Origin of the sequence: Streptomyces sp. WY228 (assembly GCF_019287315.1) — a bacterium.
GTDB lineage: Bacteria > Actinomycetota > Actinomycetes > Streptomycetales > Streptomycetaceae > Streptomyces > Streptomyces caviscabies.
Genome location: NZ_CP079114.1, coordinates 2615950 through 2632212, shown reverse-complemented (window position 1 = coordinate 2632212; position 16263 = coordinate 2615950). Strand labels below are relative to the sequence as shown.

At 74.1% G+C, this 16263-nt stretch carries 10 protein-coding genes; 1 reads left to right on the top strand and 9 read right to left on the bottom strand.

Annotation, left to right across the window (positions count from 1 at the left end; translation table 11 throughout):
* Position 1: 1 nt before the first annotated feature.
* Positions 2-3286 (bottom strand): FtsX-like permease family protein, encoded by a 3285-nt coding sequence (locus tag KV381_RS11365; RefSeq protein WP_218785152.1) that lies wholly within the window; start codon positions 3284-3286, stop codon positions 2-4.
* A gap of 233 nt (positions 3287-3519) precedes the next feature.
* Entirely contained in the window at positions 3520-3924 is a 405-nt protein-coding gene (locus tag KV381_RS11360) for a globin (protein ID WP_030077640.1), read from the bottom strand.
* Positions 3925-4042: 118 nt separating this feature from the next.
* On the opposite strand from KV381_RS11360, the gene KV381_RS11355 reads away from it, so the two are divergent.
* Positions 4043-5035, top strand: a complete 993-nt coding sequence (locus tag KV381_RS11355; RefSeq protein WP_218785151.1) for a methyltransferase domain-containing protein — start codon at positions 4043-4045, stop codon at positions 5033-5035.
* Positions 5036-5083: 48 nt separating this feature from the next.
* On the opposite strand, the gene KV381_RS11350 is transcribed toward KV381_RS11355, so the two are convergent.
* The 7 genes from KV381_RS11350 to KV381_RS11320 form a co-directional block, all read right to left on the bottom strand.
* On the bottom strand, positions 5084-6457 hold the full coding sequence (locus KV381_RS11350) for an FHA domain-containing protein (protein ID WP_218785150.1): 1374 nt from the start codon (positions 6455-6457) through the stop codon (positions 5084-5086).
* Between the two features lie 97 nt (positions 6458-6554).
* Complete coding sequence (locus tag KV381_RS11345) at positions 6555-7916, bottom strand: VWA domain-containing protein (RefSeq protein ID WP_030625887.1); 1362 nt, start codon at positions 7914-7916, stop codon at positions 6555-6557.
* A 19-nt stretch (positions 7917-7935) separates the two neighbouring features.
* On the bottom strand, positions 7936-9351 hold the full coding sequence (locus tag KV381_RS11340) for a protein phosphatase 2C domain-containing protein (protein WP_030625888.1): 1416 nt from the start codon (positions 9349-9351) through the stop codon (positions 7936-7938).
* A 2-nt stretch (positions 9352-9353) separates the two neighbouring features.
* On the bottom strand, positions 9354-12161 hold the full coding sequence (locus KV381_RS11335; RefSeq protein ID WP_218785149.1) for a serine/threonine-protein kinase: 2808 nt from the start codon (positions 12159-12161) through the stop codon (positions 9354-9356).
* Positions 12158-13525: a hypothetical protein gene (locus KV381_RS11330; protein ID WP_218785148.1), complete on the bottom strand. Its 1368-nt coding sequence runs from the start codon at positions 13523-13525 to the stop codon at positions 12158-12160. Before KV381_RS11330 ends, KV381_RS11335 begins: the two co-directional genes overlap by 4 nt.
* A 105-nt stretch (positions 13526-13630) precedes the next feature.
* A complete protein-coding gene (locus tag KV381_RS11325) occupies positions 13631-14668 on the bottom strand; it encodes a glutamate ABC transporter substrate-binding protein (protein ID WP_030625894.1) in 1038 nt (345 codons plus the stop codon).
* Between the two features lie 11 nt (positions 14669-14679).
* The gene (locus KV381_RS11320) at positions 14680-16068 is read right to left on the bottom strand and encodes a hypothetical protein (protein WP_218785147.1); all 1389 of its coding nucleotides are present in this window, start codon (positions 16066-16068) and stop codon (positions 14680-14682) included.
* Positions 16069-16263: the final 195 nt, after the last annotated feature.

Below are 16263 nucleotides of genomic sequence, written 5' to 3'. Positions count from 1 at the left end.
ATCAGTGGTCCCCCTGGTGGCGCAGCGTGACCGCCGGGTCCCCGCGGCGCAGCGCCATCGTCGCGACGATCACGAGCGGCAGGGCGGCGACCCCGGCCAGCAGCGCCGCGACCTGCCCGGCGGGCAGCTCGACCAGCACCGGCGGAACGGGCCGGTCCGCCTGCCCGGTCAGCACGATCAGCGGAACGACGGCCCGGGTCAGCACCGTGCCGATGCCGAGCCCGATCAGCAGCGCGAGGGCGATCAGCACCCCCTGCTCGGCGGCGATCATGTGGGCCAGCTGGCGGCGCGGAGCACCGAGCGCCCGCAACACGCCGAGTTCGGCGGACCGTTCGCGCCGGGACCCGGAGGCGCTGACCGCGAAGCCGACCGCCGCCAGCGCGGCGGCGACCACCGCGACGGCCGGCAGCGCCGACTGCGGACCCGCGCCCAGCGGGTCGTCCACCAGCCGCTGGGCGGCCTCCGCGCGGACCAGCACCTGGGCCGGGTCGGTGTCCGGCACGGCCCGCAGGGCGGCGGCCGCCTTCGCGGCGTCGCCCGGGGCGGTGCTCAGCCACCACTCACTGGCCTCGATCGTCGCGGTCGGCCGGTGGGCCAGGACCTCGGTGACGGCCTTGAGGTCCAGCAGCAGCGCACCGCCGCTCGCCGCCGGGTCCGCGGCGCCGGACAGCTCGGCGGCCTCGGTGGTCGGCAGCCGGCGCACCGACTCCGCCAGGGCCACCCGGATGGTGTTCCCGGCCAGGGTGATGTCGATCTCGTCGCCCAGCTTCGCGTTCGTGGTCTTGAGATAGGCGTCCGTCGCGACCGCCTTGACCACCGCGGCCTTCGGCCGGGCGGCGGTGATCCGCAGGAGGCCGCTGGTCGGCTCCCAGGTGTCCTCGCTGTCCACACCGGTGTCGTACGTGAAGTCCGGCAGACCCGATGCGCCGTGGCGGACCGGCTCCTCGCCCGGCCGGTCCTCACCGAACTCGGTGAGCGTCATGGAGGCGTCCCAGCGCACCGGCTCCGCCGCCGGCACCGGGCGTTCCGCGCCGGAACCGGTGACCACCCGTACATCGCTCACCGAGACCCTGCGCTGCTGCGCGGAGCCGAACGGAGCCTCGCCGTCCACCTCGATGCCGGTCAGCGCCAGACCGCCCGCCGCCGACACCGGCAGGGACACCGCGACCGGGTGCCCGTCCACCGGCACGGCGCCCGCCAGGGCCCGGTAGGGCAGGCCGTAACGGTCCTCCAGGAGCACCGTGACCACCGGTGGCGCGAGGTCCGCGGCAGCTCCGGAGCGCTTCGGCGACACCGTGGTGATCCGCACGTCCAGCTTCAGCCGGGTGCTGTCCTTCGGCAGGACGAGTCCGGGGCGCGGGGCCGGCTCCGGGGCGATGGTCTCGAACATCCGGCGCGGGCTCGTCGCGGCGAGGTCGGAGCGCATCAGCATCCGCTCGTCCGCGTGGGCCGTGTCCAGGGCGAGGACCTCGGCCATCCGTCCGCCGGAGACCTCCACGTCCGCCCGGTAGGCGGGCGCCGCCTGCCGCACCCCGTCCAGGGCGCTGTAGGCGCCGGCTGTCGCCGCGCCGCCGCCCTGCCCGCCCACCAGCCGGACCGAGGCGCCGGAGCCGAAGTCGGCCTGGTCGGACTGCGAGCGGTCCCAGGAGGCGCTCTGCCCGATGGCCAGCATGCCCATGGCGACCGACAGGACCAGCAGCAGTACCGGACCCGCGCCGCGCAGCGGGCGGCGGCTGAACTGCCAGCCCGCCAGGGCCGCGGGCAGCCCCCGGCCCTTGGCCGCACGCCGTTCGGCGAGCTTCGCGGCGGGCGGCAGCAGACGCAGTGTGAGGACCGTTCCGGCGAGCAGCGCCAGCGCGGGTGCGGTGACCAGCAGGGGGTCGATGCCGAGGTTGCCCGCCCGGTCGCCGGTGAGCGCCCCGCTGCCGGACTGCCGGTCCAGCTGCCAGTACGCCACCGCCGCGACGAGCAGCAGCCCGAGGTCCGCGCCCGCCCGCACCGGACCGGGCAGCGCGGCGGCCCGGGACCTGCGGCCGCTCGCCCCGGCCGTCAGCGACGGGGCCACCACCGCCAGGGCGCAGGCCAGGGCGACGGCCGCCGAGACCAGCCACACGGTCCCGGTCGACGCCTCCCCGACCTTCAGCCCGATCCGGGACAGGGCGCTGCGCTCGGCCAGCAGCCCGGTCAGCGGCCCCGCGAGCAGCGGGGCGACCACCGCGGCGGGCACCGCGAGCAACAGCGCCTCGATCGCGGCGAACGAGGTGATCCGGCCCCGCGAACCTCCCCGGGCCCGCAGCAGTTCACGCTCCCCGTCCCGCTCGCTGTTCAGCAGCCGGGCCACCAGCAGCAGGGCGTACGCGGCGAGCAGTACCAGCTGCACCGCGACGATCATCAGTGTGGAACGGGAGACCAGCAGCGCCCGGTCGAGCTGGTCGAGCACGGTGGGCAGCGAGGTGCGCGCGGTGACACCGGACGCGAACACCGGTGCGGCCGTCAGCGCCTTCGGGGCCTGTGCCGACGCGTTCCGCAGCCCCTCCATGGAGCCGGTGGTCAGCGTGGCGAAGTCGGCGGCCGCCAGCCAGGACGTCTCGCCCTTGCCGAGCGCGCCGGAGGCGAGCACCGAGGGGTCGGTGAGCAGCGGACCGTACGTCGTGAACGCCAGCTTGCGCACTCCGCGCCCGCCGAGCGGATCCAGCTGCCAGTACGGGTCGGACCGGTCGGCGGCCTCGTAGACGCCGGTGACCAGGACCGGCTGCTTCTTGTCGCGCAGCCGGTCGGTGACGGTGAGCCGGGCGCCCGGCTTCAGCTTCAGGGCCTCGGCGGCGACGACGGGCAGCGCGACCTGGACGGGCCCGGCGCCGGTGGCGGCCTCGGGCGCCTTGCCCTCGGTGATCCGCACCCGGCCCCGGTCGAGGGCGGCGAAGTGGGTGAGGTCCGGCTCGCCGCGCCGGGCGGCCGAGTCCTGGAGGCTCCGCGGCAGCGCGTACGACCCCGAGCTCTCCAGCTTCCCCACGGTCACGGGCAGTCCGTCGAACGCGTCGCGGGAGGCCTCGCGGACGGCGTCGTCGGCCTCCGCGCGCTTCTCGTGGTCCACCGAGGCGGAGACGACGAGGGCGGCGGACGCGGCCGATCCGTGGGTGAGCGTGTGGCGCAGGGCCGCGTCGCCCACCGAACCCGAGAACGCTGTGAGCGCGGCCAGGACGGATGTGGTCAGCAGGACGGCGAGCACCGCCGCGGAGAGCAGAAGGCGATGAGCCCTCACCCGCAGAAGGACGAAACCCGTCACCTGATCCCCCAGCCCCGGAAACACCGCATGCGCACGCCCCCCGGCGTACCCGTGATGCTTTCAGAGGCAACAGGTTCTGGTAACCGCTTGCCCCCGCACCTTGATGCGATCGTGATCGTTATGCGGGGTTGGAACGCCGAATTCCGGAGTTGTCCGGTCACGGATCGTCGCGGAGCGGTCCGGAACCCGGTGCGTGGTGGTCCGGAACGCGGTGCGCAGCGCTCCGGAACCGATCAGTCCGCGGTGTTCACCATCGAGGCGGCGGCGTACGTCAGGTAGTCCCACAACTGCCGCTCGTGCTCCGGCGCGAGCCCCAGCTCGTCCAGCGCGACCCGCATATGGCCGAGCCAGGCGTCATGCGCCGCCCGGTCCACCCGGAACGGCGCGTGCCGCATCCGCAGCCGCGGGTGCCCCCGGTGGTCGCTGTAGGTGCGCGGGCCGCCCCAGTACTGCATCAGGAACAGCGCGAACCGCTCCTCGGCCGGGCCCAGATCCTCCTCCGGGTACATCGGCCGCAGCAGCTCGTCGCCCGCCACGCCCTCGTAGAAGCGGTGGACCAGGCGCCGGAAGGTCGCCTCGCCGCCGACCTGCTCGTAGAAGGTCTGCTCCTGAAGCGTGTCGCGCGGAATCTCAGTCACCCGTCCATGGTCGCAGACGCACCGGCCGAGGACAGGGGTCCTAGGACCAAGGGCCGGGAACCCCCGGTCCTCCGGTCCGCCGCTCGCCCGAGCGGCTCCGGCGCAGGACAGTGGAGAGATGGGAGCGATGGGAGAGAAGCCCGTTCGCGACGCCGAGGCCGACGCGGCGCGCGAGGCCCTGGTGCGGGAGATCGCCGCGCGCGGCGGATTCGCCGACCCCGCCTGGCGTACGGCCTTCGCCGAGGTACCCCGCCATCTGTTCGTGCCGTTCTACTACGAGCACGGAATCGGCGGCTACGAACGCCTCTGGGGCGAGGACCCCGACCCCGGCCGGCGCTCCCACTGGCTGCGCGGCGTGTACACGGACGGGGCGCTGGCCACCCGGCTCAAGGACGGCGAACTCGTCTCGTCCTCCAGCCAGCCGTCCCTGATGGCCCTGATGCTCGACGCCCTCGACGTACGGGACGGGAACACGGTCCTGGAGATCGGCACCGGCCCCGGCTACAACGCGGCGCTGCTCGCCCACCGGCTCGGCGACGCCGCCGTGACCAGCGTCGATCTGGACCCGGAGATCACGGAGTCGGCCCGCGCCCACCTCGCGGCGGCCGGATACCACCCGACGGTGATCACCGGCGACGGGGCCCGGGGCTGTCCGCAGCGCGCCCCGTACGACCGGATCATCGCGACCTGCACCCTGCCGTCCGTACCGCAGAGCTGGCCGGAACAGTGCCGTCCGGGGGCGCGGATCCTCGCACCGCTCGCCACCGGACTGGTCTCGCTCCAGGTCCGTGCGACGGCGCACGGACCGCGCGCCGAGGGGCACTTCCTGCACACCCCGGCGTACTTCGTGCCCCTGCGCGGGGCGCTCCCGCTGCCCGGCGGGCTGCCGTATCTCGGCGGACTGCCGCGCCGGGTGGCCGGGGACGATCTCTTCCGCTTTCTCCTGACCCTGACCGCGGGCACCCTCGATCCGCACGAGGCCCTCTCGCTCTGGGAGCGCGAGGAGCGACCGGAGCGGGAGAGGTACGGCGTCACGGTCGGCCAGGGGCGGCAGTGGGCCTGGCTCGACGACCCGCAGGGCCCGTACACCTGGCCGCTCGCCACCGGGTGAGGCGACGAGCGGCCGGACGTACGGGAGGGCGCCTGCGGCGGTGTGCGCTCAGTCCCGGCGGACCGTGATCGTCGTCCATGCCCCGACGTGCACCTGGTCGCCGTCCTGCAGCGGTACGGGGACGTAGGGCTGGATCGGGTCCTCGGCGCCGTTCAGCGTGGTGCCGTTGGTGGAGTTCTGGTCGACGACCGCCCAGCCGCCGTCGGGCTGCTGGACCAGCACCGCGTGCTGGTGCGAGACGCCCGGGTCCTCCGGGGGCACCGACAGATCGACGTCGGGGGACTCGCCGGTGCTGTGCCGGCGGCGCCCGATGGTGATCTGGCTCCCGAGGAGCGGAAGCCGCTGCTCCGGGGAGTACGCGGGCAGGTTCAGCCCGGTCGCCTCGGGGCCGCTGCGCTGCATCATCGCGAGGAAGTACGCGCGGTCCGGGGCGATCACGGCGGTCCAGGAGGCGGGCTGCGGAGGCCGGCCCTGGCCGGGCACCCCACCGTGCTGCTGACCCTGGTCGTAGCCCTGGTCCTGCCCGTGCTGCGGCCGGCCCTGGTCGTAGCCCTGCCCCGGGTCCTGGCCCGGGCCCTGCTGGCCCTGGCCCTGGTGGGGGCTCGGGGGCTGCTGGAAGTGCTGGGGCGGCTGCGGCGGCTGGGCCTGCGAAGGCGGCGGCAGCATCCAGTCGTCCTCGCCGCCGGTGTGCCCCGACGGCTGCGGCGGCGCGGGCGGCGCCGACTGCTGCTGCGGAGGCGCGAAGGGCGAGGCCTGCTGCGGCTCGAACGGCGAGCGCGTCGAGGGCGCGGCCTGCTGCTGAGCGGGCGGCTGGTGGCCCTGCTGCTGGAACGAGGGCGGCGGCGGAGGGCCCTGCTGCTGGAAGGACGGCGGAGGCCCGCCCTGACCACCGTTCCCGCCCTGACCGCCGTTTCCGTGCGGGCCGTTCTGCTCGGGAGCGAGCGGCTCGGCGGGGCGGTTCATCTGCGAGGGGCGCGAGCCCTGGTAGTCGAACGGGTCGCGCGGCTGCGGTGCGCCGGGCGGACCGCCCTGCGCACCGGGACCGCCCTGGCCGCCGGGGCTCTGCGCCTGGAATCCGGGCGGCAGGTTGAGGCCGGGCGGAGGGCCGCCGGGCGTGCCGTGCTGCGGGGCCAGCGGGGTGTACGAGGTCGCCGTGTTGGTGAGGAAGTTCCAGCGGCACTCCTCGCAGAACGGAGCCATCGCCTCACGCGGTGTACGGCACTGCGGGCAGAGCTCCGCCTGCATGGTGGGCCCGCCACCCTCGGAACCCTGCTGCGGGTAGCCGTAACCGGGTGCGGGCGGCGGCGGAGGGGGAGGCGGGGGCACGGCACCCGCGGGCGCACCGCCGGTGGCCATGCGGTGTCCGCAGACCTCGCACCAGTCCTCGGAACCCGACTGGTGTCCGTTCGGGCAGGTCGGCATGTCGGCGCTTCCCCCTCTCCTCTTCCGGCCGCGGAGGCCGCATGCTGTCGATCGCGGCACCTGGTCCGCGAGGTGATCGAGTGGTGATCGTGTGCTGCTACTTCTTGACACGAACGGTCTTGGTGGAGCGCGTTTCGAGGGTCATCTCGTCCGCTTCCGCGACCTTCGCCTTCAGTCGCACAGTACCTGTCGCGGCATCGACGACGTCGACCACCTTCGAAAGCAGCTTCGCGGTGTCCTGGTTCCCGGACGCCGACGCCAGCTGCACCGCACGGCCCAGCTTCGCCGTCGCGCCGTCGAAGTCGCCCGACTTGCGTGCGTCCAGCCCCTGCTGGATGACTTGTGCCAGTTCCGCCTGACCTGTGTAGTGCGCGACCTGCGGATTGATCGAGGTCGAGGCCGCCATGTCGTCCGTCCACACGGCCCGGACGAGCCCCTGCGACAAGGTCTGCGGGGCGCCCGCGCCCGAGGGGTCGGGCAGGATCAGCGAGACCCGGGCGGCCAGCATCTCCTGGCCGATCCCGGCCTCCGGCACCTGGACGCACACGTGGTAGTCGCGGGACTCGTCGCCCCAGGAACCGGTCGGATAGTCCCCGGCCCGGGGCCCCGCCTCGGTGCGCCGCCCGGTCAGGTCCGCGACGGTGGGCGCGACCTGCTTCACGAACCGGATCTCCACCCCCACCGGCGTCCAGAGCCGCAGCGCCACGTCCGCGATCTCCTTGCCCATGGCGTTCTCCATCATCCGCGTGAAGTCCGCGGCCAGGCCCGCCGGGTCGGCGACGATGTCGGCCGTGCCGAGGAGGGCGGCGGCGATGCCGGTGACCTCCTTCACCTCCCAGTCGGTGCCCACCCCGCGGGCGTCGCAGGTGAACCGGCCCGCGCAGGAGTCCAGGGCCGCCCGCAGGTCCTCCGGCGCCTCGTGCTCGTTGCGGCCGTCGGTCAGCAGGATGCCGTGCCGGATGGACACGTCCGCGGAGTTCAGCAGCCGGTCGGCCAGCCGCAGCCAGGTGCCGATCGCGGTGCCCCCGCCCGCGCTCAGCTTCCGCAGGGCGTCCTTGGCCTGGGCCTTCGTCTGCGCGTCGGCGACCGCGAGCCGCCCGTTGCCCGGATAGACGTCCTTGGCCACATGCGTCCCCGCGACCACCGCGAACCGGGTGCCCTCGCGCAGCGTGTCGATGGCCGCCGCCGTCGCGTCGCGGGCGTTGCGCATCTTCGTCGGCGGATAGTCCATCGAGCCGGAACAGTCGACCATCAGCACCACGGCGGCGTCGGGGGACTGCACCGGTACGTACGCGGGCGAGGCCGACGCACCCGCCAGCGGTATGCCGCCGGTGGTGCCGCCACCGGTCGAGGTCACGGTGACGATCGCGTTGACCTCACGGCCGCCCTCGGGCAGGAACTCGTTCTGGTACACCTCGACGGAGAACTGCGGCACGTTCGACTTGGAGAAGTTGGCCATCTGGTCGGCTCCTTGAGGGTTAAGCGGTTTCGCAGGCCGATCCTGCCCCTTGGGGCCGTACGGCGAACGGCAGAAGTGCCACTGTTACGTTGTCGTGGCCCCCGCCGTCGAGTGCGTGTCCGACGAGTACCCGGGCGGCGTGCAGCGGTCGTTCCGCGGCGTCGGCCGGCACGGCGGCGGCCATCTCCTCGGCGGATTCCGCGTAGTTCCACAGGCCGTCCGTGCAGACGACCACCAGGCCGGGCCGGTCCGGCTTGAACGCGGCCGTGTGCGGCTCCAGTTCGTACGCGTCGGCGCCGAGCCAGCCGGTGATGGCGTGGGCGCGCTCGTCCGCGTACGCCTCCGCCTCGTTCATCAGGCCGGCCGCCACCATCTGCGCGGCCCAGGAGTCGTCCTCGGTGAGCCGGGCGGTCGGCCGGGTGCGGTCCTCCGGCACCCAGTAGACCCGGCTGTCGCCGACCCAGCCGACGATCAGCAGTTCGCCCGCCGCGATCGCGCCGACCAGGGTGCAGGCCGGGGCGTTCTGATGGCGGTGGGCGTCGTGCTCCATCGCCCCGGCCGGCTCCTGCGCCAGGGCGTTGACCGCCTCCGACGCGGCGACGATCGCCTCGTGCATCGCCTGCTGCGGATGCGTACCACGCGGCAGGGACTCCAGCAGCGCCTCGTTGGCGGCGCTCGCGGCGGCCGCGGAGGCCTCGTCGGGGCGGCTCGCCGAGGAGACGCCGTCGCAGACGATCGCGACGACGGCGGGCGAACCGTCGGGCAGCGCGGTCGAGGACACCGCGAAGGAGTCCTCGTTGCGGTGGTGGCGCAGGCCCCGGTCGCTGACGGCGGCCACCGCGTCGAGCTCCTGCTCCATGTGGTCGCGCTCACGGGGCTGGGCGTGCCCGCAGTTCTCGCAGTAGCCGTCGGGGTCCACCCGGCCGGAGCGGCAGGCCACACAGACCTTCGCCCCGGGGGCCGGAGCGGCGGCGGACGCGGCTGCGTGCTCCGCCGTACGGGGATCGGGCGCGGCCAGCGCGAAGTCACCGGAATCCGCCGCGTCGCCCGGAACCGCCCGGTCGTCGTGGCGCACCGGAACGGGCCCGGCCGCCGCGCCCGGCTCGGGATCGACGTCCTGCTCCGCCACCGGCTGACCGTGCTCCGGCTCCGCCAGCGGCCTGCCGCCCGAGTCCGTCCCCGGCAGGTCCGCCGGATGGTGCACGGGCGCGGGCAGGTCCGAACTGTCGGTCTCCGCGGCGGCGGGCCACTGCACCGCCCCGGCGGCCGGAGCGGCCGGAGGCACGGTGATGGCCATCGTGGGCCGGTCGTCGGGGCGTGCCGGAACGGCCGAGAGGTCGTAGCCGCACGCCCCGCAGAACAGATCGCCCGCGGCCGGCGGCTCGGCGCAGCCCGGGCACTTCGACAGGGCGGGCTGCTGGTGGCTCTGAGACATCTTCACACCCACGTCCGGGGGCGGAAACGGTTGGCCCGCTCCACCAGTTCGATCCTCTCGTCGCCCCGCTGCGCGAGCCGGGCGAGCATCCGGTACGAGCGCTCCAGCCCGAACCGCAGCCCCCGCTCGTTCAGTTCGGCGCCGAGCAGCTTGCGGGCGTCCGGCGAACCGGCGGCCGGTCCGCTCAGCCCCGGGACACCGGGACAACCGGAGAGTACCCAGTCCAGTGCCTTGCCCAGTACCTCGGTCGACAACTGCTCGTGGCGCACCGGGTCCAGCCCGAAGGCGGCCAGCGCCGCCACCTGGATCCCGGCGGCCGTCAGGTCGACCAGCAGCGGCTCCCGGTGCGAACGCTCGCGCAGCCGCGCCCGGACGGCGGCGACCCGGGCCGCCGTGTAGTGGATCGAGGCCTCCGGCACCGACTCCAGGGTGCTCACCGCCGCGGCCCGCTCCCCGGCGGCGATCTGCACCCGGGCCAGGCCGAACGCGGCGCTGACGAAACCCGGATCGGTCGCCCACACCAGGCGGTAGTACTCGGCGGCGTTGTCCAGCTGACCCAGCACCTCCGCACAGATCCCGAGCGCCAGCTTGGGCGCCATCTCCCCGGGGAACGCGTCGTAGACCGCGTCGAAGGAGAGCGCCGCCGTCTCGTGGTCGCCGGTCACCAGCGAGGTGACGCCCCGATACCAGACGACCCGCCAGTCATCCGGGTGTTCACCCTCCAGGGTGGTCAGCGCACGCGCGGCCGAATCCAGCTCCCGCATCTCCAGCCGGGCCCGCAGCTCCCGCAGCCGGGTCTCCAGCGAGGGGGCCGGCACCGCGTGCAGGGCGGTGATCAGCTCGGTCGGGGCGGAGGCCATCAGACCGGCGAGGAAGCCGGCGTTCGGGTCCAGCGCGTCGACCCGGGGGACCGGCAGCGCCAGCGAGGTCGCCCGGGTGTCGAACAGGGCGAGCCGGACACCCCCGGCGGTCGCCCCGAAGGGGCCGTACGGGGCGACCGCGACGTACGGTCCGCCCTGCGCCTGCTCCGCCGCCCGGGGCGCCGGAACCTGGGCCGGGGGAGCGTACGCGAGCGGCGCGCCGCCCTGCGCGGAGCCCCGGACGTGGGTCGGCGGCGCCGCCAGCGGAGCGGCCCCCGCCGGACCCGACGGCTGCGCGCCCACCGGCAGCGCCCCGGCCACCGCGGAGGCCACGGCCCCCGGCGCGGCCGGCGCCGTACCGCCGTGGGGCTGCCAGGTGCCGCCCTGGCCCGGAACACCGGGCGACGGTCGGCCACGGCCCTTGCGGCGGCCGAGCAGCCCGCCCCGCCCGGAGCCGGTGTCCCGGCCGCCGAGCCGCGAGACGTCGTCCGTCTGCCGGGCGAACAACTCCGTGTCGATCACCCGCAGTTCCGCGCCGAACAGCGTCGACAGGGCCGGGCGCGGCCGGCCCGTCTGGAGCGCCACGACCTCCCGCAGCACCCCCGTCAGCTGCTCGGCCATCTCCGCGGCGGAGGCGAACCGCCGGGCCGGGTCCGGGTCGGTGGCCCGCACCAGCAGCCGGTAGAACGACTCGTAGGTGCGGAACACCTCGATGTTGTCCGGGTCCGGCAGCGAGTCCACGAAGACGTTCGTGTACCCCTGGAAGTCGAAGGTGAGGACCGCCAGCGTCCGGGCCACCGTGTACAGATCGGAGGCGACCGACGGACCGACCTCCGCGACCTCGGGGGCCTGGTAGCCGACGGTGCCGTAGATCGCCGACTCGTCGTCGTCCATCCGGCGCACCGCGCCCATGTCGATCAGCTTGAGCTGGTCCTCGGTCTGGATCGCGTTGTCGACCTTGAAGTCGCAGTAGAGGAGGTTGCGGCTGTGCAGATGACCGAGCGCCTCCAGCGCCTCGATCCCGTACGCGCAGGCCTGCTCCACCGGCAGCGGGTCGCGCTTCCCGGCCGGGGTGCGGCGCTCGTTGGCGATCTCCTTGAGCGCCTTGCCGCCGACGTACTCCATGACGATGTAGCCGTCGAGCGAGCCGGTGCGCTGGTCGAGGTGCTCGACGAAGTTGTAGATCCGCACGATGTTGGAGTGCTCGATCTCGGCGAGGAAGCGGCGCTCGGAGATCGCGGCGGCCATCGCGTCCTGGTCGCCGGTGTCCAGCAGGCCCTTGAGGACCACCCAGCGGTCGGAGACCGCCCGGTCCACCGCGAGATACACCCAGCCGAGACCGCCGTGCGCCAGACAGCCCACGACCTCGTACTGACCGTGCACGATGTCGCCGCCGGTCAGCTTCGGCACGAAGGAGTACGGGTGACCGCACTTGGTGCAGAACCCCTCGGTGCGGCCCTCCCGTTCACCGCGCGAACGGCCCACCGGCGCCCCGCAGTCCGAACGCGAGCAGAACCGCTTGCGCTCCGGCACCTCCGGGTTCTCCATCACCGCCGTGCGCGGGTCGGGCCGCGGCACGTCCGGGACCTCCACCAGGCCGACGCCGAGCCGGCCCCGGGCCGAGGTCGCCGACGTGGAGCCCGAGGAACGCACCGACACCGAACGGGAGGTGGACGAGCCGGACAGCGAGCGCGACAGCCGGCCCGAGACCGAACGGCGCGAGGTCGACGAACGGGACGAGGACCGGGCGGAAGCGCGGGAGCCCGAGCGCTGCGAGGAGCTGTCCCTGCTGCTCGCCCGGCCGCCCCCGGCGATCCCGGTGGGCGGTGAGGAGACCATGCCCGTCGGCGAGACGACCGGGGCCAGACCGCAGGTGTCGCAGTACAGCTCACCGCCGCCCATGTCCTCGTAGTTCCCCTCGCACGCGGGGCGCTGGCACTGCGTACTCATCGTGTCTCCCCCTGCTGTTCGCCCGTGCCCGTCCCCGTGCCCGGCCGGTCCTGCGGTCCGTCGGGCCGGCGCGGCGCCAGCACGTCCGCGACCGCGTGCTGGTAGCGCAGGACGGCCTGCTCGGCGACGCGCAGATCGCACGGCGCGCTCCACAGCATCCGGCGCGCCGCGTCGTACCGCTCGATCAGCACCGGATCCTCCGCCAGGCCGTGCCGGGCCACCTTCGCCTTGTACGCGTCGAGCCGGCCGCGCAGCTCGGCGCGGACCGCCAACGGGGCCGTCACCGAGGTCAGCGACTCACGGGCGCGCAGCAGTTCGTCCTCGGCCTCCTGCTCCAGCGCCTCCAGCAGCGGTGAGAGCCGGTGCCACTGGGCGTACCTGCGGTGGTCGGCCGCGGCCGCCAGACGCTCCTGGAGGGCGGTCGGCGGACCACTGACCGCGGGCACCTCGGAGGCGGCGATCTTCGCCAGCACCTCGCCGCGCGCCGCCCGGGCCTCCGTCAGGGTGCGGTCGGCCCGCGAGAGCACGTCCCGCAGCCGCACCAGCCGCGCCTCCGCGTCCTGCCGGACCGCGAGCACCGCCTCGATCTCCCGCCGTACGTCCTCCAGGGCGCGGGCGGCCCGGTCGTAGCGCGAGGTGTCCGGGCGGCCGCCGCCGGGCGCGGCGCTGCCCGGACCCGGCAGCCAGAACGCCAGCGGGTCGGAGATCACCTGCACCCGCAGCGTGGTCAGCTCCTCGGTGATCTCCGCCAGATCGTCCCCGGCCGGATGCTCACCGGGCCGCACCCCCACGGAGTGCGCCAGCGAACGCGTCCGGTGCAGCTCGGCCGCGAGCAGGTCGATCCGCGCGGGCAGCGCCGACCAGACGGAGTCGGAGGCCACGACCATGTCCAGGGACCGGGCGTACAGCTCGTTCATCCGGGCGACCAGCTCCTGGAGCGAGAACCGCTCGGAGAGCCTGGCCGGGCCCGCGACCGAAGGCGGCGGCACGGCGCCCGGGTTGGCCACGGTGACCGACTCGCCGCGCAGCAGGTCGGTCAGGGCCACGAGGTCCTCGCGGTTCGGGTGGCGGCGGCGCGCCCGGATCTCCCGGGCCTCGGACAGGGCCCCCGCGTACGCGTCGAAATACCCCCACAGCAGGGTGATCGACTGCTCGGTCGTGGCCCAGCGCTCCCGGGTGAGACCGGTCAGCTCGGCGCCCTCCAGGAGCCGGCGGCCGGCATGGTCCTGGAGCGCGAGGAGCGAGGTCTCGATGGCCTCGTGCTCCGCACCGAGCCGGCCCAGCGCACGGTCCGCCTCCTCCCGGTCCATGACCGGGCCGGGCGGCCTCCCCGCGAAGCTGGGGAAGGATCCCGCGACGCCCATCGATCACCTCTCCGCTCTCCCCGCCGGGCCGGTGGGCCCGGCGGGATCGGTTGCTTCGGTCTGCTCCGGCCCGCTGCGACCGGTGCGTCCTGTCGTGCGCCGAGGTCAGTCGGTGCGGTACTTGGGCGCGGGCGGCCCCTTGATGCCGGGCAGCCCGGCCGCCAGCCACTCCTGGTAGGACGTCATCCAGGGGCTGTTCGCGCCACCGGCGCGATAGTCCACGAGGACCTTGTTCACCCGGGCGACCAGGTCGTTCGCGCCCTTCTTCGTCGCGACGCCGTAGTACTCCGTGGTGAACGGGGCCTTCCCCTTGAGCTCCACCGCCGGGTCCTGCGCCGCCTGACCGGCCGCCAGGGCGTTGTCCGTGACGATCGCGTCGACCTCGCCGAGCTGGAGCCGCACCAGGCAGTCCAGCTGGTTGGGCACGGTCAGCAGGTCCGGGTCGCGCTCGGTGCCGTCGTAGTCGTCCTTGTAGAGCGCCCCGAACGACTTCTTCTCCAGCGCCTCGTACGCCGTGGAGCCCTCGGCCGAGCAGACCCGCTTGCCCTTCAGCGAGGCGTCGTAGCCGGTGATCGCCGAGTCCTTCGGGGCGAGCACCTGCTGTCCGGCCTGGAAGTAGGCGGTGGAGAAGGAGACCTGCTCCAGCCGCTTGCAGTTGATCGTCATCGTCCGTACGACGACGTCGACCCGGTCGTTCTCCAGGGCGGCGATGCGCTGGTTGGTGGGGATCGCGCGGAAGATCACCGCGTTCGGGTCGCCCAGGATGTCCTTGGCGATGGCCCGCACCAGGTCGATGTCGAACCCTTCGAGCTCACGGCTCTCCGGATTGCGGTAGCCCCAGCGGAAGCTGTTCTGGTCGACGCCCGCGATCAGCTTGCCGCGCTGCTTGATCGTGTCGATGTTCGGCCCGTCGTCTCCCGAAGCGGGCAGGCTCGCCTCCGGATCGGTGCACTCCTCGGCCCGGGTCTGGACGGCCGTCACCGCCCCGCCGCCCGAGGCGCCGCTCCCGGCAGCCGCGTCGCCGTGGTGGGCCAGCGGCAGCAGGGTGAGCGCCGCGGTGACCGCGCAGGCCGCCGCCATCGCCGTCACGCCGCCCCAGCCGCGCAGGCCGCCGCGCCCGGGCCGGTCCTTCGACCTGCTCATCGCTGCCCCTCTCACCGGTACTCCGAGAGCCTGCGGTTGACCCCGACGATCACGGCGGCGGCCCCCAGGACCGCCAGCGCCGCCGCCCCGGCCGGCAGACCCCGCAGGGCCCCGCGCCCGTCCTTCGCCGCCGAGGTGAACTCGCTCTGCTCATGGGCGAGCGCCTTCTCCAGCGCGGCGTCCACCTGCTGGAAGGACTGCCCGGTGGACTTGTCGGTCCCGATGATCTGCTCCAGGGCGCCGTCGTAGTCGCCGTGGTCGTCCGTGGCCCGGGCCTCGCGGTGGCGGACCTGCCACTCGGCCACGCCCTTGCTCGCGTCGGCCACCGGCGCGCTCCCGCGCTCGTCGTCCGCCAGCTCCGAGGCCTTCTCCAACTGGCCCTTCAGCGCCTTCATCCCCGTGGTGTAGTCCGCCTCGTACTGGTCGGCGGAGCCGTCGGGGGTCAGCACCGCGCCGCGCGCCACCAGGGTCAGGTTCTCGTTGGCACGCGCCTTCAGAGAGCTGATCCGGGCGTCGTTGAGCACATCCAGGGACGCCTGGCCGTGCACCATCGCCGACCGCAGCTCCGCCCGGGCCACCGCGTGCCCCACCGCCATCCAGAGCACCACCACCGAGGCGGCGGCCGTCGCCGCCAACAGCCCGTGGTTCAGCACCCGGTTGGTCCGGCGGTAGGTGCGCCGCTGCATCCACGCCAGGGCGCCGAGCACCACGATCCCCGCGCCGAGCGAGAGGAGCGGCCACTGCCGGGCGTCGGCGGAGTCGCTCTCCAGCCGGCCCGACTCCGCCGCGTACAGTCGCTCGGCGGCCGGCAGCATCTCGCCGGTCATCTTCTGGTTCGCGTACCGGAGATAGGCGCCGCCCAGCGGCAGGCCCTGGCGGTTGTTGGCGCGGGCGCGCTCGATCAGGCCCGTGTAGACAGGGAGCAGCTTGTTGAGGGTGGCTATCTCGCGGCTGGACGCGCTGTCGGATTCGGTGCTGCCCGACGCCTTCACCAGCAGCCGGGCGGCCTCCTCGATGTCCTTCCGATACTGCTCGTGCACGGCCTCCGGCTCCTGCGCGCCCGCGAGGAAGCCACTGGCCGCCGTCGTGTCCGCGTCCGCCAGGAAGCGGTAGATGTCCGCCGCGTCGGCGCTCAGCGGCTGACTGCGGCTGACCACGTCGTCGGCCGAGGAGGCGCGCGAGGAGATCTCCAGCGTCGTCACCGCCCCGAACGCCACGACCAGCAGGGCCAGGACGGCCCCGATGATCTGGAGCCGGCCGGGCTCGGTCGTCGCCACGGCACGCAGCCGCCCGGTCCGCGCGGCCCAGCTGGTGCGGCGCTGTGCGGGCACGCCGACGGGCGCGGACACCGGGTCCGGCGTACGCGACGTCTGCGTGCCGCCGCTCGGCGGGTGTGTCACTCGACCTCCCCCTCGGTCACTGACGGCGGTTCCCCTCACCGGTCACCGCATTCGATCAGGACGGACGCGGCCGATCAAGGCAAGCGGTGCAACGTGCCCGTATACATCCCCATAAGCGACGGACTTGAGTGAACGGCGTGAGCGAACGGACTTTCCATCAGGTACACGTTCCGGAAGCCCGATCGGTTCCCTCGC

Coding starts and splice junctions, on each gene's coding strand:
- KV381_RS11325 (WP_030625894.1), bottom strand. CDS start 14,668: ATGAGCAGGTCGAAGGACCGGCCCGGGCGCGGCGGCCTGCGCGGCTGG.
- KV381_RS11335 (WP_218785149.1), bottom strand. CDS start 12,161: ATGAGTACGCAGTGCCAGCGCCCCGCGTGCGAGGGGAACTACGAGGAC.
- KV381_RS11345 (WP_030625887.1), bottom strand. CDS start 7,916: ATGGCCAACTTCTCCAAGTCGAACGTGCCGCAGTTCTCCGTCGAGGTG.
- KV381_RS11350 (WP_218785150.1), bottom strand. CDS start 6,457: ATGCCGACCTGCCCGAACGGACACCAGTCGGGTTCCGAGGACTGGTGC.
- KV381_RS11340 (WP_030625888.1), bottom strand. CDS start 9,351: ATGTCTCAGAGCCACCAGCAGCCCGCCCTGTCGAAGTGCCCGGGCTGC.
- KV381_RS11355 (WP_218785151.1), top strand. CDS start 4,043: ATGGGAGCGATGGGAGAGAAGCCCGTTCGCGACGCCGAGGCCGACGCG.
- KV381_RS11330 (WP_218785148.1), bottom strand. CDS start 13,525: ATGGGCGTCGCGGGATCCTTCCCCAGCTTCGCGGGGAGGCCGCCCGGC.